Consider the following 20,223-nt stretch of genomic DNA (forward strand, 5'->3'; position numbering starts at 1 on the left):
CAAGTGGTGTGCATCGGCGTCTCGGGCGGATCGCAGCCGGGCCGGCTCTCCATCGCCCATGCTCTGGTTCAGCCGGCCATCAGATGATCGGCCAGTCCCCGCTTGACCCCGTCGACGAACGCGGCCATCTCCTGGGGCGTGTAGATCAGTGCGGGTCCGGCGGGATCGGTCGACTGGCGCAACGCGACGCGCCCGTCGGCCAGTTGCTTGGTCTCCACGCACTGGCCTCCGTTGGGACCGCTCCAGGGGCATTCCCAGCCCTGGTCGCCGAGGTTCGACGCGGGCATCCCGTTGTAGACCTTGTCGTCCGTGGTGGTCATGAGTACTCCTTGCGCATGCGGTTCAAGAGCGCCTTGCTGTCCGCGGACGAGGTCAGCAGCGACATCCTGTTGTGCGCCTCCAAATGGGCCACGACATCGGACCGTTGGTCCAGATACATGGAGGCGGAGAGGATCTCGCTGTAGACGATGTCGGGCAGCTCGGGTTCCTGGAACCGGAAATAGGTGAAGGGTGCGCACGCCCCGACGTGGGCACCCGCCGAGAACGGGACGATGTCAACACTGACGTGGTCCAGTTCCGCAACCTCAAGAAGCCGGTCTATCTGGTCCCGCATGACAGCGGGACCGCCCACCACCCGGTGGAGCACGGCTTCTTCCAGCACCGCCCACAGCGTGGGCGAGTCCGGCCTCTCCAGCAGACTCTGGCGGCGCAGACGTAACTGCACCCGCCGTTCAAGGTCTTCGTCGTTGTCGTTCGGGAAGCCGCCGCTCAGCACGCCTCGCGCGTAGTCGTACGTCTGCAGGAGTCCCGTGACGTAGTGCGGCTCATAGGTACGCAGGGTCCTGGCGCCGGTCTCCAGGCTCACATAGGCGGTGAACCAGCCCGGCAGCACATCGCGGTAGGCGTGCCACCAGCCGGGCTCGTTGGCGCGGTCGGCCAGGGCGACGAACTCCTCGATCTCCTGGCGGTCGGCGCCGTAGGTCTCCAGCAGCTTCTCGACGTAGAGCGGCTTGAGGCCGACCTCGGCCTTCTCCAGACGGCGGATGGTCAGGGAGGTCACCCGCAGGGCCCTGGCGGCGTTCTCCAGGGACACGCCCGCACCCTGTCGCCGCTCCTGCAGCCGCCGGCCGAGGATCATGCGGAGAACAGTGGGTGCACCGGCGCCGGTGCCCGAACGAGCTTCGCTCACGCCCAACCTCCTGAGGGACTGTCACCGGCATTAGTCTGACAGCGACTTGCTGATGCCGCCAGACAGAAACCGACGTTCTGAAATTATCAGGGAGTCGGTTGCAGCTTGAACTGAGCTATGGGCATAGTTACTTGTGTGAGCGACCTGGGCCTCTCGTCGGAACACCCCACCTGCGGCAGGCCTGTTGCTGATGCCGCGCGTCTCCCGCCTGCGCCCGCCCCCGATGGAAGGCGAACCACCGTGTCCCCCCACACGACTCCCTCCCCGCAGCTCTTAGACGTCGTCAGGCCGGATCTGGCGCACTGGCTGGAACTTCCCGCGCACCGCTCCGGTGTCCGGACGGCCCGGCACGCCATGGGCGCGCAACTGGCCAAGTGGCGCCTGCCCGAAGGTGTGCGCGACGACGCGGTCCTGCTCATCTCCGAGCTGGCCACCAACGGGGTGTGCCACACACCCAGCGCGAGACTCCTGTGCGGTGTCGGGCTCGTCACCGACCGTAGTCTGCGCGTCGAGGTCCACGACCACGACTACACGGGCAGTGATCTCGCCCGCTGCGAGCCGTGTGTCGACGACGAGAGTGGGCGCGGACTGTTCATCGTGCAGGCCATCGCGGACACTTGGGGGGTCGACAGATCCGCGCTCACCGGCGGAAAAGCCGTGTGGGCCACACTGTCCACCGGCTACTGACGCCGGACACGTGGAGGGGGCGAGGACGCCCGCGGCCTGTTCAGGTGGTCGCGGGCGTCAACTCGGCCAGCAGCAGCGTCCGGTCGTCCGCACCGGGCATCGCCGACGGGGCGCGCAGCAGCCGCTCGCACAGCGAGGGGAACGCCTCCGGTCCGTCGGCCGGCGTGGGCTCGGCGGCGGCCGTGTCGAGCGCCCGGGCCAGACCGGCGATCTCCTGGTCGATGTCGGCGTGCCGCGACTCGACCAGCCCGTCGCTGTACAGCAGGAGCAGTGCCGGTTCGTCGATGGTCAGCACGGTGGCCTCGTAGTTGCCCGTGCCGAGTCCCAACGGGAGCCCCGCGCTGGCGAGCGTCACCGGTACGGCCGGTCCGTGCGGGCCGCGCAGCAGCGGCGGCGGGTGGCCGGCGCCGACCAGGGTGCAGGAGTGCGCCTGGGCATCCCACTCGGCGTATATACAGGTCGCGAAGGACGCGCCCGGGGTGTCGTAGGCCAACTCGTCGAGCCGGCGCATGAGTTCGGCCGGTTCCATGTCGAGCCGGGCCAACGTGCGCACGGCCGTGCGCAACTGGATCATGGCCACGGCGGACTCGGGGCCGTGGCCCATCGCGTCGCCGACGACCAGACCGACCCGGCCGCCGGGGCGGGGCAGGACGTCGAACCAGTCGCCGCCGATGATGTTGCCCTGGCCGGCCGGGAGATAGCCGTGCGCGATGCGGCAGCCGTGGAACGCCTGGGCCGGGTCCGGGAGCAGGCTGTTGCGGATGGCCAGCGCGGTACGGCGCTCGCGTTCGTAGCGGCGCGCGTTGTCCAGGGCGACGCTCGCCCGGGCCGCCAGCGACTCCACCGCCACGGCCTCGCCGGGCAGGAACGGGTCCCGGTCCGGGCCGCGCGTGCAGGCGACGAACCCGACGGTGGCGCCCCGCAGTTGGAGCGGGACGACGAGGAACGAAGCTGTTCCCAGCAGGTCGTCTATGCGCTGCGCGTCGCCGCCCGCGGAGGCCAGCAGCCGCTCGGAGGTGTGCTTGTCCACTCCGTCGAGGACCTGCGAGTGACCGCTGGCGAGGGCGCGGGCGTACGGGGTCTCGCGCGGGAAGACGACGACCTCGCCGACCGGCAGCACACCGTCCCAGCTCTCGGGCGCCTCCGTGCCCACCCGCACCGCCAGCCGACGCGCCTCGATCTGCGGCGGATCCACGGCGGGATACGCGTTCTCCTCCAGCACCCACCGCTCCAGCAGATACACCGACGCCGCGTCGCAGAACCCCGGCGTCAGCGCGTGCACGACATGGCTGCCGGTCAGCCGCAGGTCGAGCTCCGAGCCGATCACGTCCGCGGCGGGGGCGAAGGCCTGCCTGCGGCGTGGGGGCCCGGCAGGGGTTGCGTCACCGTGGTGACTGCGCGGTTGGTTCCGCAGGGTCGTGCCTTTCCGGGTGGGACCGGCCGCGTGGCGTGGGGCAAGCGGTCTGCCGTGCTTTCCTCGGCAACTATATGATGGCGCGTCAAGGAACCTGGGGCGAAAGGGAGTTGTGGTGACAGAGAGCGCAGGTCTGCCGCAGGGGATCGATCCTCGCAAGGCGAGTGTCGCCCGAATGTACGACGCGATGCTGGGCGGTGAACACAATTTCGCCATAGACCGCGAGGCGCTGGCGGCCTTCACCGCGATCGACCCCCAAGTGCGCACCCTGGCCCGCGCCAACCGCGACTTCCTCGGCCGGGCCGTGCGGTTCCTGGTCGACTCCGGCGTACGGCAGTTCATCGACCTCGGCTCGGGCATCCCCACCCAGGGCAACGTCCACGAGGTCGCGCAGGCCGCTAGCCCCGGAGCCCGCGTGGTCTACGTGGACAACGACCCGGTGGCCGTCGCCCACAGCACCTCCCTCCTCGCCGACAACCCGGACGCGGACATCGTCGACGGCGACATCCGCAGACCGGCCGACGTCCTGTCCTCCCCGCAGGTACGGAAGTTGATCGACTTCGAGCAGCCCGTCGCCGTACTGATGATCACGATCCTGCACTTCGTCACACCCGCCGAGGACCCGGCCGGCCTCGTCGCCGCCTTCCGCGACGAACTGCCCGACGGCAGCTGGCTGGCCATGAGCCACGCCACCAACGAGGACCGCCCGGACACGGCCGCGGCCGTGGGCAAGTTGTACAGCTCCAAGGCCACTTCGCCCGTCACGGCCCGTTCCTACGACGAGATCCTCGGCCTGTTCGACGGCTTCGACCTCGTCGAGCCCGGCCTGACCTACGTCCCCCTGTGGCGCCCGGACCCGGAGGACGAGATCCCCGAAAACCCCTCGGAGTACTGGGTCTACGCGGGCGTCGGCTCCAAGAACGCGTAGACCGCGGGTACTTCGGCTGGTACTTCGGTGAGGAAAACGAGGTGCGCGCCCCGGATTTGGCCGGATGAGGGGGAATGAGTCGCGGGAACCGGGGCAGGGGGCTCTTGTCGGCAGTTCCTTCGGACGAATGGGGTGGGCGTTATGGCAGCCGTGACGGCAGCGGAGGCACCGGCCACGGCAGGACGGCGGACCACGGTCGGGGAGGCGCTCCCGATGATCGCCGAGCCGTCGAAGGTGAGCCCGAAGGACGCGCGTGAGCTGTCGCGCCAGTTCTTCGACCGGCTGACCTCGCTGGAGGAGGGCACCCACGAGTTCCAGTACGTGCGCAACACCCTGATCGAGATGAACCTCTCCCTCGTGCGCTACGCGGCCGCGCGCTTCCGCAGCCGCAGCAACAACGAGATGGAGGACATCGTCCAGGTCGGCACGATCGGACTCATCAAGGCGATCGACCGGTTCGAGCTCTCACGGCAGGTGGAGTTCACGTCGTTCGCCGTCCCCTACATCGTCGGCGAGATCAAGCGCTTCTTCCGCGACACCAGTTGGGCCGTCCACGTGCCGCGCCGACTGCAGGAGGCCCGCGTCGAGCTGGCCAAGGCGACCGAGGAACTGCGGTCCCGCCTCGGCCGTACGCCGACCACGCGTGAGCTGTCCGAGCTGATGTGCCTCACCGAGGAAGAGGTCATCGAGGCCCGCAAGGCGTCCAACGGCTACACCTCCTCCTCGCTCGACGCGGCGCTCAGCTCCGACGCGGGCGCCGAGGGCGAGACCGTCCTGGCCGACGTCATCGGCGAGGACGACCCGGGGCTCGAACTGGTCGACGACCTCAGCTCCTTGGCCCCCCTCATCGCCCAACTCGACGAGCGCGAGCGGAAGATCATCCACATGCGCTACGTCGAGGAGCGCACCCAGGCCGAGATCGGCGAGGAACTCGGCATCTCCCAGATGCACGTGTCCCGGCTCATCAGCCGTATGCTCCGCCGCCTCCGTGCGGGGCTGCTCGACCCCGCGGTCGCCTGACGGGCGATCCGGCCCAACAATCCGGGCTGTTGGGTGATTTCACCCTCCCCGGATGTCCGTTCTGCGGCACTCTCGTACTGTGGCCGGGCCGGCACCTCAGGTGCGGGCCCGGCCGTCGCGGGGTTGCCGGAAGGGGGAGTTGTGGCGTGGCGGAGTGAGGAGTTCGGGGAGTCCCACGAGGGCATCGTGGGGGCGGTCCTCGCCGACGGCAGTGAGCCGAAGTCCGTGTATCTGGATGTGGGCAGCGGCAGTTCCATGTTCGAGACGCGTGAGTGGTGGGCCTACAACGGCTGGATGGGCCGGCCCAAGGCAGCCGGCTGGCGGGCCTCCTGCGCGTGCGGTTGGCGTGGGGACAGCCATCCCATCGACTGGGACAAGGTCGAGGGCCACGACCTCGACGACGTGGACACCTCCGACGCGTACGACGAGTGGTGGGAACACATCCACGCGGTCGAACGCCGGACGGTCCCGTTGCCGGAGGAACTCTCCGAGCTGATCGAGCAGTTGGAGGGACGGCTCGACGCGCTCTCGGACGCGGCGCCGGTCGCCGCGCTGAAGGCGGTGGCCATCCTGGAGCGCATGGCCGCCCGGGTCGGCAAGGAGGCGGCGTACGGGGCGCAGGCCGACGACGTGCCGGGCGAGGCACTCGGCAAGGCGCTCGGGCTGAGCGTGGACAACGCCCGGTCCCGGCTCGACCGGTACCTCCGCGCCTACTACTGACGGATGGACGGACGGCCGGCGGACACCGTGTCCTCGGCCGGGGACCGTGGGGGAGACCGGTTGCCGCCAGGGGTGCCGCGCCGCCATGGGGCCGAGTGTGCGTGCCAGACTGGACGTACCGCCCGCCCCCGTTCCGTAGCTCCCGCACTTCACCGAGGTTGTCCGTGACCAAGCCCCCGGCCCGAGTCCCCCAGCGAAGCAACGCGCGCTCCAACCGGGAACGCATCCTGGCCACGGCCCGCCGGGAACTCGGCCGGAACCCCGACATCACCCTGGAAGAACTCGCCCGCGCGTCCGGTGTCGTACGGCGCACGCTGTTCGGGCACTTCCCCGGCCGGGAGGCACTGCTGGAGGCGCTGGCCGAGGAGGCGTCGGAGGCCCTGCGGGACGCGCTGCCCGCCTACCCGGCGCCGTCCGACGCGGTGGCGGAGTCGGCCGAGCGGTCGTTCGCGCGCTTCGTCCTGTCGATGTGGACCGTGGGGGACCGCTACCGGCTCCTCCTGGCACTGGCCCGCCGTGACCTGGGCCAGGAGCGCGTCACCGAGATCCTGGCACCGGCCCGCCACGCGGCCACCACCATCCTGGACCGCGGACAGCGCGACGGCGTCTTCCACACCCAACTGCCGCCCGCCGTGCTGAGCGCCGGGCTGGAAGCCATGACGATCGCGCTGCTCGAAGAGGTCAACTCCGGGGAGCTGGAGGACGACGGGACCCATGCGGCGGTCGCCTCGCTCATCGCGGCCGGTGTGCCGGAGAAGCAGGCGCGGGCCGTGGTGGACGAGGTCGCGCCGGCAGAGGACGTGGCTCCGGCGGACGAGGCCGTCGCGGACGACTGAGACTCAGGCGTTGCCGTACGACGAGTCGCCTTCTACCGAATCGCCCCGCGAGCCGTCGTCGGACCGGAAGGTGACGGACTCGCCCGACAGACGGGCGATCAGCCCGCTCTCCGTCGTGGTGACCGAGCGCAGGAGCAGGCCCTGAGGGATGTTGCGGAGCTGGATCGGCCGCTCGAAGACCTTGCCGAGCGCGAGTCGCCCCACCCCGGGGAGGAGGCCGCCCGTGACCTGGAAGTCCTTGAAGGCGATGCGGTTGCCGGACAGCACGGAGACGGTCGCCGCCACGGTGATGTCGTCACCGGTGGGCAGCGGGACGCTCGCGCGGACCTGGTCGGGACGGGAGCCCCGGGAGATCTCCAGCCCCAGGGCATCGGACACGTCCGGGTAGGACAACAGGGCGGTCGCCTCAGCCGAGCGGGCCAGTGCCTCCGTGTCGTCGTCGGACTTCCTCAACTCCGTCAGCCGGAGGGAGAGTTCACTCACCGGTAGTGGGCCGGCGTTGTCGCTCGCCGGTATGTCGTGCGCGGTGATGTCCACGTGCCGCAGGGTGCCGGCGGCCAACTGCGTCAGCACGGGGAAGCCCCGCACATGGACCTCCGGCGCCGAGGGCGTGTGCATGCCCTCCTGGAACGCCTTGGCCGTACGGGACTCCACCCGCGCGGTCGCGAAGCGGTCGACGGCGAGGGGCACGAGGATCAGCGCGAGCAGTGCGCCCACGGCGATGACGATCGGGCGCCGGTTACTCCGCGGCGGGCGGTGCGCATCCCAGCACTCATAGGGCTCGTACATGGGTCTCCTTCAACGGGAATCAACGGGATTCAACGGGACGGTCGCAGGCGGTGAACCGTGGTGGCCGCGAGGTCGGGTCCGACGCCCATGGCGATCAGGGCCGCGGTGGCGGCGGCTGTGCCGTCGTCGGTCCAGAGGCCGGAGTTGACGCTGTCCAGCAGCGCCAGCACATGTGCCTCCAGGGCTCTGCCGAGCGGGCCCGGCGGGACGGCGGTGTGGAAGACGCCCTGCCGCTGACCGTGGGCGAGGATCCCGGTGACCGTGTCACGGGCCGGGCCGAGCAGCGCGCCGACCCGGTCGGGGCCGAGGTCGCGGTGGGCGAGGGCGATGAGCGTGCGATAGCGGTCGCCGACCGGCCAGAGCGTGAGGAGGAAGTGGGCGAGGGCGGTCACGGCGTCCGCCGCCGGGGCAGGGATGGTGGCGCTCGCCCGCCGAACCGCCTCCCCGGCCTCCGCCGCGAGGCCCTCGACGAGCGCGGCCCGCCCGGCGAAGTGCTCGTAGATGGTGCGCCGCGCGACGCCGGCCGCCTCCGCGATGTCACCGAGGCGGCAGTCGGGGTCGCGGCCCAGTTCCCGCCGGGCCGCTTCCAGGATGCGGGCGCGGGTGGCGCGCGCCTTGGCGCTGCTGCGGCCGGTCACGTCGACACCTCCTGGCGGGGCTGATCCGTCTCGGCATAGTTGCACATCTATGGGCAATAAAATAATCTGCACATCAGTGAGCAATTAATGTCGTCCAGGAGACTCCGATGCCGCTCTTCGCCACCACACCCGTCGACAAGATGACCGGGCCGTACGCACGGCGCTGGTCCGCCCTGATCGTGCTCTGCCTGAGCCTGCTGATCGTGGTCATGGCGAACACCTCTCTGATCGTGGCCGCCCCCGACATGACCGCCGACCTGCGCCTGAGCAGCAGCGATCTGCAGTGGGTCATCGACGGCTACACCGTCCCGTATGCCGCGCTGATGCTCGTGCTGGGCTCGATCGGCGACAAGTACAGCCGTCGCGGCGCGCTCCTCACCGGCCTGGTGATCTTCGCCGGAGGGTCGGTGATGGGCAGCCTGGTCCACGAGACCGGGCTCGTCATCACGGCCCGCGCGGTCATGGGCGTGGGCGCCGCGGTGGTCATGCCGGCCACGCTGTCCCTGCTGGTCGCGATCTTCCCGAAGCGCGAGCGGGCGCGGGCCATCACCGCCTGGACCGCGACCTCGGGCCTCGCCATCGCCGTCGGTCCGCTGGTCGCGGGCTGGCTGCTGGAGGACCACGCCTGGGGCTCCACGTTCCTGATCAACGTGCCCATCGCGCTCGTCGCGGTCGTCGGCGCACTCGTCCTCGTACCGCCGTCCAAGGCGGACGCGATGGGCCGCATCGACTACGTGGGCGGTCTGCTCTCGATCGTCTCGGTCGGCAGCCTGGTCTACGCGATCATCGAGGGCCCGCACTTCGGCTGGGGCACGGGTCCGGTCACCGCGGCCGTCGTCGCTGCTGTCGGCCTGCCCGCCTTCGTTGCCTGGGAGCTGCGTCACCCGCACCCCATGCTCGACGTCCGCAAGTTCGCGCAGCGCTCCTTCAGCGGCTCGATGGCGGCGGTGCTGTTCTTCTTCTTCGGCACGTTCGGCGCGATCTACTACGCCACGCAGTTCCTCCAATTCGTCCTGGGCTACGACGCGTTGGAGACGGGCATACGACTGCTGCCGCTGGCCGGCGCCGTGTTCCTCGGCGCCGCGGTCACCGGGCGGCTGACCCCGAAGCTGGGCATGAAGCCGATGGTCGTGACCGGCATGGTGCTCGGCACCGTCGGCGTCCTCCTCCTCACCCAGATCGACAAGGCCTCCACCTACGGCGACTTCCTGCCCACGCTGATGCTGCTGGGCTTCGCGATCGGGCTGAGCGTCTCCCCGGCCACCGACACGATCATGGGCTCCTTCCCGGAGAACGAGCTCGGCGTCGGCGGCGGCGCCAACGACACCGCACTGGAACTGGGCGGCTCCCTGGGTATCGCCATCCTGGGCTCGCTGCTGGGCACCACCTACAAGGACAAGCTGACCGACCTGGTCGGCGGCCACCTTCCCGCCGCCGCGCTGGACACCGCGAGGGACTCGGTCGGCGGCGGCCTGGCGGTCGCCCAGCAGATCGCGAAGACACCCTCCGCCGGACCGCAGCAGGCGCAGGCACTGGTCGACGCCGTGCACGAGGCCTTCGCCCACGGTGTCGCCCAGACCAGCCTGGTCGGCGGGATCATCATGGCCGCCGGCACGCTGATCGTCCTCGCGGTGCTGCCGGGCCGCCGTGCCACCAACGAGCCCGAGTCGAAGGAGACGGCGACGGAGACCGGTCGGGAGCAGGAACACGCCGAGTCCGTCTGAACACCTCGACACGCACCGCCCGTTGACAGGCCCGCCCGGAGATCAGGAAGCGAGAGACCATGCCCGCCCCGCACCGCATCGACGTCCACCAGCACCTTCTCCCGCCCGCCTACCGGAAGTTGATGGACCGTCACGAGATGACGGCCGGCGGCTGGCCCACACCGTCCTGGGACGCGCAGAGCGCGCTGGCGATGATGGACCGCCGGTCCATAGCCACCGGCATCCTCTCGGTCAGCTCACCGGGCACCCACTTCGGCGACGGCACGGAGTCCCGCGCGATCACCCGAACCGTCAACGAATTCAGCGCGGAACTGGCCAAGGACCACCCCGACCGCTTCGGCTTCTTCGCCAGCGTCCCGCTCCCCGACGTGGACGGCGCGCTCGCCGAGACGGCGTACGCACTGGACGAACTGCACGCGGACGGCGTGGTGTTGATGTCCACCGTCGACGGCCGCTACCTCGGCGACAAGGAATTCGAGCCGCTCTGGGCCGAGTTGGACGCCCGCGCCGCCGTGGTCTTCGTCCACCCCACCGCACCGCCGCTGCCCATGCTGGAGGGCATGCCCAGCCCGCTGCTGGACTTCCCCTTCGACACCACCCGCACCGCGGTGCACATGACGCTCAACGGCGTGATGAGCCGGCACACCCGGATGAAGGTGATCCTCTCCCACGCGGGCGGCTTCCTGCCGTACGCCGCCTGGCGGTTCACCGCCGGCGCCCAGTTCAACCCCGGCACCACACCCCTCGGCATCCTCACCGACCTCCAGCGCTTCTACTTCGACACCGCGCTGTCCTCCACCCCGGCCGCCCTGCCCTCCCTGCTGGCCTTCGCCGCGCCCGGACACATCCTCTACGGCAGCGACTTCCCCTTCGCCCCAGAGGAGAGCGGCGGTCTCCTCGACTCCCTCCTCGACGGCTACGACGGCTTCGGGCCCGGCCAACTCGACGCGATCAACTGCGGGAGTGCGAAGGAACTCTTCAAGAACCGATACGGCAGGGGCGACGAAGTGGCCGCCTGGTGAGCGGAGTTCGAGCCCGAGCCGAGGAGGGAGTCCACGACGTGGCGGTGATCGGCTACGGGCCCACGGGAGTCACCGCCGCGAACCTCCTGGGCGCACTGGGCCTGCGGGTCGTCGTGCTGGAGCGCGACGCCGAGATCTTCACCCGGGCCCGGGCCATCTCCACCGACGAGGAGGTCGTCCGCATCTGGCAGCGCGTCGGCCTGGCGGAACGGCTCAAGCTCGACATGCTCCCCGAACGCCCCGTCGACTTCGTCGACGCCCGAGGCCGCGCCTTCCTCGCCGCGCACCCGACCCCGCGCGGCCATGGCCACCCGCCGCAGATGTTCATCTACCAGCCCGCCCTGGAGCGCGTCCTGCGTGGCGGCGTCGACCGCTACCCGAACGTCGAGATCCTGCTCGGCCACGAGTGCCTGCGGCTCCAACAGGGCCCGGAAAGCGTCGAGTTGACGGTGCTCGACGCCGCCGACGATTCCGTACGACGCCTGCGCGCCTCCTACGTCATCGCCGCCGACGGCGGCTCCAGCCTCACCCGCGCGCAGCTCAACGTGGGCTACGAGGGACGGACGTACGAGGACCGGTGGGTCGTCATCGACACCGAGATGCTCAAGCCGTGGCCGGACCACGACCGGCTGCGCTTCCGCTGCGATCCGGCGCGGCCCGCCGTGGACTGCCCGACACCGCTGGGGCATCACCGCTGGGAGTTCCCGATCCTCCCGGGCGACGACGAACGACGACTGACCACCGACGACGCGGTGTACGAGCTGGTGTCCCACTACGGGATCGGCCGGGACAACGTCAAGGTCCTGCGGGCCACCGTCTACAGCCACCACGTGCGCTTCGCCGCCCGCTTCCGCGTGGGCCGCGTCTTCCTCGCCGGTGACGCCGCCCACGCGATGCCGCCCTGGATCGGCCAGGGCATGGCCGCCGGAGTCCGCGACGCGGCCAACCTGTGCTGGAAACTGGCCTCCGTACTGCGCGGCGAACTGCCCGACACAGCCCTCGACTCCTACGAGGCCGAACGCAAGCCGCACGTCAAGGAGGTGACCCGGCGGGCGGTGTTCGTCGGCCGGATCATCACCGAAAGGCGGCCCGTGGTCGCCCAGTTGCGTGACGCGGTACTGCGCCCGCTGAACCGGATACCGGGCTTCAGTAGTTGGCTGCAGGACGCGAGTTGGATCCCCGTCGCCCACTACGCCGACGGCCTTCAGGCCCACCCGCGCACCAAGGCCTCCGGACATCAGCTCCCGCAGCCCTGGGTGACCGAACCGGATGGGGAGCGCGTACGCCTGGACGACGTGCTCGGCGGCCGCTGGCTGCTCCTGCACGCCGGACCGCCCGTGCCCCAACCCGCCTGGGACCGCCTGGGTGTTCCCTCGCTGACCTTCACGCCCTCCGGATCCCGTCCCGCCGAGGCCACCCTCGTCGACAGCGACGGAGTGCTCCTGCCCTGGCTGACCAAGCACAGGGCGGCCACGCTCGCCCTGCGCCCGGACGCATACGTCTACGCCGCCGCACGCGCCGGGGCCCAACTCCCGCCGCCCCCGGCGGGATTCACCTCGGTGCCGTGCACGACCGCCTCGACCACACAGTGAGGAATCCAGCATGACCATGCGCATAGCTCCGCCTCCTCCGATGCAGGAGTCACTGCTCGACATCGCCGGCAAGAAGATCTTCGTGGCCGAGATGGGGGAGGGGTCGTCCGTACTGCTGCTCCACGGTGGCGGACCCGGTGCCTCCGGGGTCTCCAACTACTCCCGCAACATTGAGGAGTTGGCCAAGGAGTACCGGGTCATCGTGCCCGACCTGCCCGGCTACGGTCGCAGTACCAAGGGTGTCGACGGCGCCGACCCCTTCGGGTACCTGGCCGACGGTATCCGTGGGCTGATGGACCGACTCGGGCTGGACAAAGCCCACTTGGTCGGCAACTCCTACGGCGGTGCCTGCGCGCTCCGGCTGGCCCTCGACACACCCGAGCGGGTCGACCGCATGGTGCTGATGGGGCCCGGCGGTATCGGCACCACCCGAGCCCTGCCCACCCCCGGGCTCAACAGCCTGCTCAACTACTACTCCGGGGACGGGCCTTCGCGGCTGAAGCTGGAGAAGTTCGTCCGCACCTACCTCGTCTTCAACGCGGCCGAGGTGCCGGACGCCCTCATCGACGCGCGCTACGCGGCCAGCATCGACCCCGAAGTGGTCGCCGCCCCGCCGTTGCGGCGGCCGTCTGGGCGTGCTGTCCTGCGCACGCTCTGGAAGATGGACTTCACCCGGGATCGGAGGCTGTCCCGGCTGCCTGTGCCGACGCTGGTGGTGTGGGGTGCGGCGGACAAGGTCAACAGGCCGTCCGGTGGCGCCTTGTTGGCCGACAGGATGCCCAACTGCGACCTCTATCAGGTGGCCAACACCGGGCACTGGGTGCAGTGGGAGCGCGCCGAGTTGTTCAACCGGGTGTGCGCCGACTTCCTGGCGGGTCGGCGATGAGCACATCGGGCGCACCCGACACCGCCTCCGTCTTCGGCTCGGTACACCTCGGCTACATCGTCATCGAGACCGAGCGCTTCGCCGACTGGCGCCGCTTCGGGACCGACGCCATCGGGATGCACCATGACGCGCTCGACACCGGGCTGATGCGGTTCCGTCTCGACGAGCAGGAGTGCCGGTTCCTGGTGCGGCGCGGGCCGGCCGAGGACGTCGTAGCGACGGGGTGGCATGTCGACGACCATGCCGCCTTCGAGCGGATCGAGGCCCGGGTGCGCGCCCATGGCGTCCCGGTCGTCGCGGGTACCGCCGAGGAGGCGGCGTTGCGCGGAGTCGAGCGGCTCGTGCGGTTTCTCGGGCCCAAGGGCATCGCGCAGGAGATCTACACCGCTCCCGTGCGGTCGGTCGAGCCGTTGCGCATGCTGGCCTCCGGGTTCGTCACCGGCGACGCCGGGATGGGCCATGTCGCGATCACGTCCGTCAAGCCGACCCGGGTGCGGGGCTACTTCGACACCGTCTTCGACGCCCGGCTGACGGACTACATCGACGAGACCATCAGCGGCGTCAAGCTCAAGATCCGTTTCCTGCGGGTCAACGAGCGGCACCATTCCGTCGCGATCGCCGGTGTGCGGGGGCTGCCCGTCGATCCGGTCCGCACCCGTGTCCAGCACCTCAACATCCAGGCGGCCGGGCTCGACGACCTCGCGCGGAGCTATCAGCGCGTGTGCGAACTCGGCTTCGACATGGCGCTGTCCGTCGGGCAGCACACCAACGACAAGGAGCTGTCGTACTACGCCCGCACCCCCTCGGGCTTCGAGTGGGAGGTCGGCTGGAATCCCGTCGTCGTCGACGAGGCGACCTGGGAGCCCGCCACCCACCAGGGCATCAGCATCTGGGGGCACACGCCGGTCGGTCGGACCATCATGGATAAACTGGCACAGTTCCGCCTCGGCGCCCGCTCCCTCGTCCGTTCGGAGAACGCCGTCCCCGCATTGAGCGGTGCCGACATCGCCGACGGCTGAAGCTCACTTCACGAGATCGACGGTCCTGCCTGTGCACGCTCCGGACACCACCGCCACCGAACCGGCCGACGTGGCCCCGCATCGCACCAGACGCTGGCTGCGCCCGGCGGTGATCACGGTCCTGCTCGCGCTGTTCACCACCGAACTGGTGCTGGGATGGCCGTCGTTGGCCGCCGCACTGTCACAGCTGCGCGCGCCCCGGTTGAACTGGTTCGCCGTCGCGCTCGTCGCCGAAGTTGCCGCCATGGGCTGCTACGCGCGCATGCAGCGCAGGCTCCTGCGCTCGGCCGGGGTGATCGTGCCGATCCAACGGCACGTCGCCCTCGCCTACGCGGCCCACTCGCTGAGCGTCACCCTGCCCGGCGGGCCGGCCTTCTCCACCCACTTCAACTACCAGCAGATGCGCCGCTTCGGAGCCACGCCCGCCGTCGCCTCCTGGTGCATCGCGCTGTCCGGCCTGCTCTCCGCGGCGGCCCTGGCCGTCGTCACCGCGATCTCCGCGATCGCCTCCGACGGAAGCCTGCAGTGGCACAGCCTCGTCACCCTCGGCCTGGCCGTGCTCCTGCTCACCGTCGGCATCCGGCGCATCACCCGCCACCCCGAGAAGGTCGAACCGGCCACCCGCGCCGCGCTGGCCAAGGTCAACCGGCTGCGGCACCTTCCCGAGACCCAGGGCCTCGACCGCGTCCGCGGCTTCGTCGAGCAGCTCCGCACCGCCCGGCTCGAACCCCGGCACGCCGTCGCCGCCGCCGTCTTCGCCGTACTCAACTGGCTGCTCGACGCGGGCTGTCTGTGGCTGTGCTTCCACGCCATCAGCGACACGCAGATCAGCAGTGCCCAACTGCTGCTCGCCTTCTGCGCGGGCATGGCCGCCGGGACCCTCACGATCATCCCGGGCGGCCTCGGCCTCATCGACAGCGCGCTGATCCTCGGGCTCGTCACGGGCGGCGTCGCGACCAGCACCGCGATCGCCACGGTCGTGCTCTACCGGATCATCAGCTTCGGGTTCATCATCGGCGTCGGCTGGATAACGTGGCTGATCATCCGCCGCCACAACCGCCGGGAACCTACGGGTGAACCCGCAGCTGAACCGGCTGCCTGAACGGGCTGCCTGAATCGGCGGTCCAGCGGATCGCCCAGCCGCTCGCCCCGACCGTCAGGCCCGCGCGCCTCCGTCGACCCGCAGGACCGTGCCGGTCACGAAGGACGCGCGGTCGCTGAGCAGCCAGGCCGCCGCCTGCGCGATCTCGTCGGGGTCGGCGGCGCGGCGCAGCGGGGTGTGCGCCGTGAGCCGCTCCTGGAGGCCGGGGGACTCCACTTCCCAGGCCCGGATCATCTCGGTGAGGGTGTTGCCTGGGGCGATGGCGTTGACGCGGATGCCCTCCGGGCCGTAGGTGACGGCGGCCGACTCCGTGAGGCTGTTGACCGCGCGCTTCATCGCGCCGTAGGCGGGGAGTTCGGGGTTGCCCATCAGGCTGCCGACGGAGGAGTTGTTGACGATGGCGCCGGTTTCGGCGGTGGCCCGGATCGCGGCGACCTGGGCCACCATGGCCAGCCAGACGCCCTTGAGGTTCACGTCGTAGACGTGGTCGAAGTCGCTCTCCGGCAACTCGTCCATCGGGCCGGGGCGTTGGATCGTGGCGCCGTTGTTGAAGGCCACGTCGAGTCGGCCGTACAGGTCGACGGTACGGTCGACGGCCGCGCGCACGCTGGTCGAGTCGGCCAGGTCGCACACCACGTAGTCCGCGGTGCCGCCTGCCGCCCGGATCTCGTCGGTGACCGTCTTCAGTTGGGCCTCCGTCCGGGCCGCGAGCAGTACCTGGGCGCCTTCTCGGGAGAACAGCCGTGCCGCCGCCGCGCCGATGCCGCGTCCGGCGCCGGTGACGAAGGCGACCTTGCCGGTGAGCAGACCGAGGGAGGGATGAGTGGGTGTGTTGGTCATGGCAGCGAGCCTGCGCCGGAGCGTGGGGCTGATCCAGGCACCGGCAGTACCTGGCTGCCCCGCCGACGCGTGTACACACTGGGGGAGTGGACCGACGAGAACTTGGTGACTTCCTGCGCAGCAGGCGTGAGCGGATCACCCCCACCGAGGTGGGGCTGCCCGCGGGACCGCGCCGCCGTACCCCGGGGCTGCGCCGCGAGGAGGCTGCGCAGCTGGCGTACATCTCGACCGAGTACTACACCCGGCTGGAGCAGGCGCGCGGCCCGCATCCGTCGCGCGAGGTACTGGCCGGGCTGGCCCGTGCCCTGCGCCTGACGGACGCCGAGCGCGACCACCTCCACCACCTGGCGGGCGTACCGCCGGGCCCGCCGCCCGGTCCCTCGCGCGAGGTGCGGCAGAGCATCCTCGACCTGGTGCACCGGCTGCCGCAGGCCGCCGCGTTCGTGGTGTCCGCGACATTCGAGGTGATCGCCTGGAACGACCTGGCCGCCGCCCTCATGGAGGACTTCTCGGCCCTCCCGAGGCGCGACCGCAACCTCGTGCGCCGCGTCTTCCTCGGACCGCGTCCGAAGGGACGGCGGTTGTACGGCGTGTCCGACGCCGACGGGTTCGCCCGCCTCGCGGCCCAGGACCTGCGCGCCACCGCCGCCCGCTACCCCGACGACCGGGAACTGACCGAGCTGGTGGCCGAACTCCTTGCCGGGAGCGAGGAGTTCAGCGAGCTGTGGAACTCCCACGACGTGGCCACCGCGCCCACCTTCCGCAAGACCTTCCAGCACCCGATGGTCGGCCCGGTCACCGTGAACTGCGATGTCCTCGACATCACCGACCGGGACCAGCGGGTCGTGATCTACACGACCGTCCCCGGCTCACCGTCCGAGAGCGCACTTCGGCTGCTGTCGGTCATCGGCACCCAGCGCATGGACGTCACCCCCTGAAGCGGATCAACTCTCCGTACGCGCGACCAGGTCCAGCGCGATGTCGGTGATCATGTCCTCCTGGCCGCCGACCATCGCCCGCCGCCCGGCCTCGACCAGGATGCTGCGCGTGTCGAGGCCGTAGCGCGCGGCCGCGGTCTCGGCGTGGCGCAGGAAGCTGGAGTACACGCCCGCGTAGCCGAGACTGAGGGTCTCGCGGTCCACCCGTACCTCGCGGTCCTGCAGCGGTCGTACGAGATCGTCGGCCGCGTCCATGAGGGGGAACAGGTCGCAGCCGTGTTTCCAGCCCATCAGGTCGGCGACCGCGACGAAGGCCTCCAGCGGACAGTTGCCCGCACCCGCGCCCTGGCCCGCGAGGGAGGCGTCGACGCGGATCGCGCCGCCCTCGACCGCGACGACCGTGTTGGCCACGCCCAGCGCGAGGTTGTGGTGCGCGTGGATGCCCAACTCGGTCTCCGGGGCGAGGACGTCGCGGTACGCGCGGAAGCGGTCCCGGACCCCGTCCATCGTCAACCGGCCCCCGGAGTCGGTGACATAGACGCAGTGCGCGCCGTAGGACTCCATCAGCTTTGCTTGACGGGCGAGTTCGGCGGGCTCGGCCATGTGGGACATCATCAGGAACCCGGCGACATCCATGCCCAACTCCCGTGCGGCGGCGATGTGTTGGGCGGAGATGTCGGCCTCGGTGCAGTGCGTGGCGACCCGTACCGATCGGACGCCCAGCGCGTGGGCCTGCTTGAGGTCGTGGACGGTACCGATGCCGGGCAGCAACAGCGTTGTGGGGATCGCCTGTTGTACGACGTCGGTGACGGCCTCGATCCACTCCCAGTCGGTGTGGGCGCCGACGCCGTAGTTGATGCTGGAGCCCGACAGTCCGTCGCCGTGCGCGATCTCGATCGCCGCCACTCCGGCCGCGTCCAGGGCGGCGGCGATCGCGCGGGCCTGGCCGACGGTGTAGCGGTGCCGTACGGCGTGCATGCCGTCCCGCAGTGTGACGTCCTGGACGTAGAGGGACGGGGTCACTTGGCTGCCTCCTTGCGGGTGCGGTCGGCCATGCGTTCCGCGGTGCGCAGCGCGGCCGACGTCATGATGTCGAGGTTCCCGGCGTAGGCGGGGAGGTAGTGGGCGGCGCCCTCGACCTCCAGGAACACCGACACCTTCAGCAGCTCGCCCGCGCCCGGCGCGAGGGTGTACAGCGGGTCGTCGGCTGCCACCTTGTCGTACTGCACCTTCTGCTTGAGGCGGTAGCCGGGCACGTACGCCTGGACGCGGCCGACCATCTCCTCGACGGAGGCCGTGACCGCCTCGGTCGCGCAGTCGGAGACCAGGCAGTGCACGGTGTCCCGCATGATCAGCGGGGGTTCGGCCGGGTTGAGGACGATGATCGCCTTGCCGCGCGCCGCGCCGCCGACCCGCTCGACGGCGGAGGACGTGGTCTCGGTGAACTCGTCGATGTTCGCGCGGGTGCCCGGGCCCGCCGAGCGCGAGGCGATGGACGCGACGATCTCGCCGTAGTGGACCGGCGAGACCGCGCCCACCGCGGCGACGATCGGGATCGTGGCCTGGCCGCCGCAGGTGACCATGTTGACGTTCGGGGCGCCGAGGTGGGCGTCGCCGTTGACCGGCGGGACGACGTACGGACCGAGGGCGGCCGGGGTGAGGTCGACGAGGGTGCGGCCCAGGGGCCGTAGGACCTCTTCGTGGTGGCGGTGGGCGCCGGCCGAGGTCGCGTCGAAGACGATGTCGACGTCGGCGAACTCGTCCAGTTCCACTAGTCCTTCGACACCCTCGTGAGTCGTTGCGACCTTGAGGCGGCGGGCGCGGGCCAGGCCGTCGGAGTCCGGGTCGATGCCGGCCAGCGCGGCGATCTCCAGGGTCTCCGAGAGGCGCAGGACCTTGATCAGGAGGTCGGTGCCTATGTTGCCGGAGCCGATGATGGCGACCTTCGTGGTCACTTTCCGTCCCCTTCTGTGGCTTCCGCTGCGAAGCGGACCCGTACCGAGCCCAGGTCCGAGATGTGGGCCTCGAAGGCGTCGCCCGGCGCGGCCGGGGTCATCGGCCCCAGGGCGCCGGTCAGCACGAGGTCGCCCGCGCGCAGCGGGTCGCCTCGCTCGGCGAGGGCCGAGGCCAGCCAGACGGCGGCGGTGAGGGGGCTGCCGAGACAGTCGGCGCCGGTGCCCTCGGAGACGGTCTCGCCGCCCCGGGTCATGGTCATCGTGACCGTGCGCAGGTCCACGGCGGTCAGCGGTACGGGCGTGGCGCCCAGGACGTACAGCCCGCAGGAGGCGTTGTCGGCGACGGTGTCGACGAGGGAGATGTCCCAGTTCCGCACCCGGCTGTCGACGATCTCCAGCGCGGGCAGCGCGAAGTCCACCGCGCGCAGCACGTCGACGATCGTGCACTCGCGTTCCGGCAGGTCCCGGCCGAGGACCAGCGCGACCTCGGCCTCCACCTTCGGCTGGAGCAGCCGCCCCAGGGGCACCTCGCCGCCGTCGGGCACCGCCATGTCCGCGAACAGCGCGCCGAAGTCCGGCTGGTCCACGCCTAGTTGGTGCTGTACGGCGGGGGAGGTCAGGCCGATCTTGCGGCCGACGACGCGGCGGCCGGCGTCCACACCGCGCCGGACGTTCAGCTGCTGCACGGCGTAGGCGGTCTCCAGATCGCCGCCGTCGAGCAGCTCACGCACGGGCGGGCAGGCGACCCCGGTGCGGGTGGCCTCCGCCAGCAGGTCGGCGGCCTTGGCCACGGCCGGGGACACGGCCTCCGGGCGGGCGCCGTCGGGCTCGGTGGGCACGGGTTACCTCCGGGGGGGCGGTGCGGGTCTGGGGGAGATGTGCGGGTCCAGGGGGTGGTGCGGGTGCACCACCGGTATAGACAGC

The 20,223-nt window shown here is 70.7% G+C and carries 21 protein-coding genes; 12 read left to right on the plus strand and 9 right to left on the minus strand.

Going from position 1 to position 20,223, the window contains the following annotated elements; all coding sequences use genetic code 11:
• Window positions 1–68: 68 nt before the first annotated feature.
• Entirely contained in the window at window positions 69–320 is a 252-nt protein-coding gene (locus OG496_RS52375; protein ID WP_366495946.1) for a DUF397 domain-containing protein, read from the minus strand.
• Complete coding sequence (locus OG496_RS52380) at window positions 317–1,189, minus strand: helix-turn-helix domain-containing protein (RefSeq protein WP_399391016.1); 873 nt, start codon at window positions 1,187–1,189, stop codon at window positions 317–319. The genes OG496_RS52375 and OG496_RS52380 overlap by 4 nt, the downstream gene beginning before the upstream one ends.
• Before the next feature lie 240 nt (window positions 1,190–1,429).
• Here OG496_RS52380 and OG496_RS52385 point away from each other — a divergent pair, with 240 nt between their 5' ends.
• The gene (locus OG496_RS52385; protein ID WP_366495944.1) at window positions 1,430–1,876 is read left to right on the plus strand and encodes an ATP-binding protein; all 447 of its coding nucleotides are present in this window, start codon (window positions 1,430–1,432) and stop codon (window positions 1,874–1,876) included.
• Window positions 1,877–1,916: 40 nt separating this feature from the next.
• On the opposite strand, the gene OG496_RS52390 is transcribed toward OG496_RS52385, so the two are convergent.
• Window positions 1,917–3,203 (minus strand): PP2C family protein-serine/threonine phosphatase, encoded by a 1,287-nt coding sequence (locus tag OG496_RS52390; protein ID WP_405976070.1) that lies wholly within the window; start codon window positions 3,201–3,203, stop codon window positions 1,917–1,919.
• 199 nt (window positions 3,204–3,402) lie between these two features.
• Here OG496_RS52390 and OG496_RS52395 point away from each other — a divergent pair, with 199 nt between their 5' ends.
• The 4 genes from OG496_RS52395 to OG496_RS52410 all read left to right on the plus strand — a co-directional run bounded on the left by OG496_RS52395 (window position 3,403) and on the right by OG496_RS52410 (window position 6,794).
• Entirely contained in the window at window positions 3,403–4,218 is an 816-nt protein-coding gene (locus OG496_RS52395; RefSeq protein ID WP_405976071.1) for an SAM-dependent methyltransferase, read from the plus strand.
• 141 nt (window positions 4,219–4,359) lie between these two features.
• Complete coding sequence (locus tag OG496_RS52400) at window positions 4,360–5,238, plus strand: SigB/SigF/SigG family RNA polymerase sigma factor (protein ID WP_399391024.1); 879 nt, start codon at window positions 4,360–4,362, stop codon at window positions 5,236–5,238.
• Window positions 5,239–5,379: 141 nt separating this feature from the next.
• Window positions 5,380–5,958: a hypothetical protein gene (locus OG496_RS52405; RefSeq protein WP_366495941.1), complete on the plus strand. Its 579-nt coding sequence runs from the start codon at window positions 5,380–5,382 to the stop codon at window positions 5,956–5,958.
• Between the two features lie 164 nt (window positions 5,959–6,122).
• The gene (locus OG496_RS52410) at window positions 6,123–6,794 is read left to right on the plus strand and encodes a TetR family transcriptional regulator (protein WP_405976072.1); all 672 of its coding nucleotides are present in this window, start codon (window positions 6,123–6,125) and stop codon (window positions 6,792–6,794) included.
• Between the two features lie 3 nt (window positions 6,795–6,797).
• Here the strand turns inward: OG496_RS52410 and OG496_RS52415 are convergent, their stop codons facing one another.
• Both OG496_RS52415 and OG496_RS52420 read right to left on the minus strand, forming a co-directional pair.
• Window positions 6,798–7,583, minus strand: a complete 786-nt coding sequence (locus OG496_RS52415) for a DUF2993 domain-containing protein (RefSeq protein WP_405976073.1) — start codon at window positions 7,581–7,583, stop codon at window positions 6,798–6,800.
• Window positions 7,584–7,612: 29 nt separating this feature from the next.
• Complete coding sequence (locus OG496_RS52420; protein WP_405976074.1) at window positions 7,613–8,221, minus strand: TetR/AcrR family transcriptional regulator; 609 nt, start codon at window positions 8,219–8,221, stop codon at window positions 7,613–7,615.
• 107 nt (window positions 8,222–8,328) lie between these two features.
• Here OG496_RS52420 and OG496_RS52425 point away from each other — a divergent pair, with 107 nt between their 5' ends.
• From OG496_RS52425 to OG496_RS52450, 6 genes are read left to right on the plus strand one after another with little or no spacing between them, the layout of a single operon-like run.
• A complete protein-coding gene (locus tag OG496_RS52425) occupies window positions 8,329–9,945 on the plus strand; it encodes an MFS transporter (protein ID WP_405976075.1) in 1,617 nt (538 codons plus the stop codon).
• 59 nt (window positions 9,946–10,004) lie between these two features.
• Complete coding sequence (locus OG496_RS52430) at window positions 10,005–10,967, plus strand: amidohydrolase family protein (RefSeq protein WP_405976076.1); 963 nt, start codon at window positions 10,005–10,007, stop codon at window positions 10,965–10,967.
• Window positions 10,964–12,559 (plus strand): bifunctional 3-(3-hydroxy-phenyl)propionate/3-hydroxycinnamic acid hydroxylase, encoded by a 1,596-nt coding sequence (locus OG496_RS52435; RefSeq protein ID WP_405976077.1) that lies wholly within the window; start codon window positions 10,964–10,966, stop codon window positions 12,557–12,559. Before OG496_RS52430 ends, OG496_RS52435 begins: the two co-directional genes overlap by 4 nt.
• 10 nt (window positions 12,560–12,569) lie before the next feature.
• Window positions 12,570–13,445: an alpha/beta fold hydrolase gene (locus OG496_RS52440; RefSeq protein ID WP_405976078.1), complete on the plus strand. Its 876-nt coding sequence runs from the start codon at window positions 12,570–12,572 to the stop codon at window positions 13,443–13,445.
• A complete protein-coding gene (locus tag OG496_RS52445; protein WP_405976079.1) occupies window positions 13,442–14,464 on the plus strand; it encodes a VOC family protein in 1,023 nt (340 codons plus the stop codon). Before OG496_RS52440 ends, OG496_RS52445 begins: the two co-directional genes overlap by 4 nt.
• 31 nt (window positions 14,465–14,495) lie before the next feature.
• Window positions 14,496–15,566, plus strand: coding sequence for a YbhN family protein (locus OG496_RS52450; RefSeq protein WP_399391037.1), 1,071 nt, complete (start codon window positions 14,496–14,498; stop codon window positions 15,564–15,566).
• Between the two features lie 54 nt (window positions 15,567–15,620).
• Here the strand turns inward: OG496_RS52450 and OG496_RS52455 are convergent, their stop codons facing one another.
• Window positions 15,621–16,406: an SDR family NAD(P)-dependent oxidoreductase gene (locus tag OG496_RS52455; protein ID WP_405976080.1), complete on the minus strand. Its 786-nt coding sequence runs from the start codon at window positions 16,404–16,406 to the stop codon at window positions 15,621–15,623.
• Between the two features lie 86 nt (window positions 16,407–16,492).
• Between OG496_RS52455 and OG496_RS52460 the strand changes: the two genes are divergently transcribed.
• Complete coding sequence (locus OG496_RS52460; protein WP_405976081.1) at window positions 16,493–17,344, plus strand: helix-turn-helix transcriptional regulator; 852 nt, start codon at window positions 16,493–16,495, stop codon at window positions 17,342–17,344.
• Between the two features lie 6 nt (window positions 17,345–17,350).
• On the opposite strand, the gene dmpG is transcribed toward OG496_RS52460, so the two are convergent.
• Genes dmpG through mhpD form a run of 3 tightly spaced genes read right to left on the minus strand, consistent with a single transcriptional unit; the run spans window position 17,351 to window position 20,138 of the window.
• A complete protein-coding gene (gene dmpG, locus OG496_RS52465) occupies window positions 17,351–18,367 on the minus strand; it encodes a 4-hydroxy-2-oxovalerate aldolase (RefSeq protein WP_405976082.1) in 1,017 nt (338 codons plus the stop codon).
• On the minus strand, window positions 18,364–19,299 hold the full coding sequence (locus OG496_RS52470; RefSeq protein ID WP_405976083.1) for an acetaldehyde dehydrogenase (acetylating): 936 nt from the start codon (window positions 19,297–19,299) through the stop codon (window positions 18,364–18,366). Before OG496_RS52470 ends, dmpG begins: the two co-directional genes overlap by 4 nt.
• A complete protein-coding gene (gene mhpD / locus OG496_RS52475; RefSeq protein WP_405976084.1) occupies window positions 19,296–20,138 on the minus strand; it encodes a 2-keto-4-pentenoate hydratase in 843 nt (280 codons plus the stop codon). The genes OG496_RS52470 and mhpD overlap by 4 nt, the downstream gene beginning before the upstream one ends.
• Between the last annotated feature and the right edge of the window lie 85 nt (window positions 20,139–20,223).

It is taken from the genome of Streptomyces sp. NBC_00988 (assembly GCF_045162645.1).
Lineage (GTDB): Bacteria > Actinomycetota > Actinomycetes > Streptomycetales > Streptomycetaceae > Streptomyces.

Bases quoted from the DNA above. Each gene is read 5' to 3' on its own strand.
- OG496_RS52375 (WP_366495946.1), bottom strand. From the start codon at position 320: ATGACCACCACGGACGACAAGGTCTACAACGGGATGCCCGCGTCGAAC.
- OG496_RS52400 (WP_399391024.1), top strand. From the start codon at position 4,360: ATGGCAGCCGTGACGGCAGCGGAGGCACCGGCCACGGCAGGACGGCGG.
- OG496_RS52415 (WP_405976073.1), bottom strand. From the start codon at position 7,583: ATGTACGAGCCCTATGAGTGCTGGGATGCGCACCGCCCGCCGCGGAGT.
- OG496_RS52425 (WP_405976075.1), top strand. From the start codon at position 8,329: ATGCCGCTCTTCGCCACCACACCCGTCGACAAGATGACCGGGCCGTAC.
- OG496_RS52430 (WP_405976076.1), top strand. From the start codon at position 10,005: ATGCCCGCCCCGCACCGCATCGACGTCCACCAGCACCTTCTCCCGCCC.
- OG496_RS52440 (WP_405976078.1), top strand. From the start codon at position 12,570: ATGACCATGCGCATAGCTCCGCCTCCTCCGATGCAGGAGTCACTGCTC.
- OG496_RS52445 (WP_405976079.1), top strand. From the start codon at position 13,442: ATGAGCACATCGGGCGCACCCGACACCGCCTCCGTCTTCGGCTCGGTA.
- OG496_RS52455 (WP_405976080.1), bottom strand. From the start codon at position 16,406: ATGACCAACACACCCACTCATCCCTCCCTCGGTCTGCTCACCGGCAAG.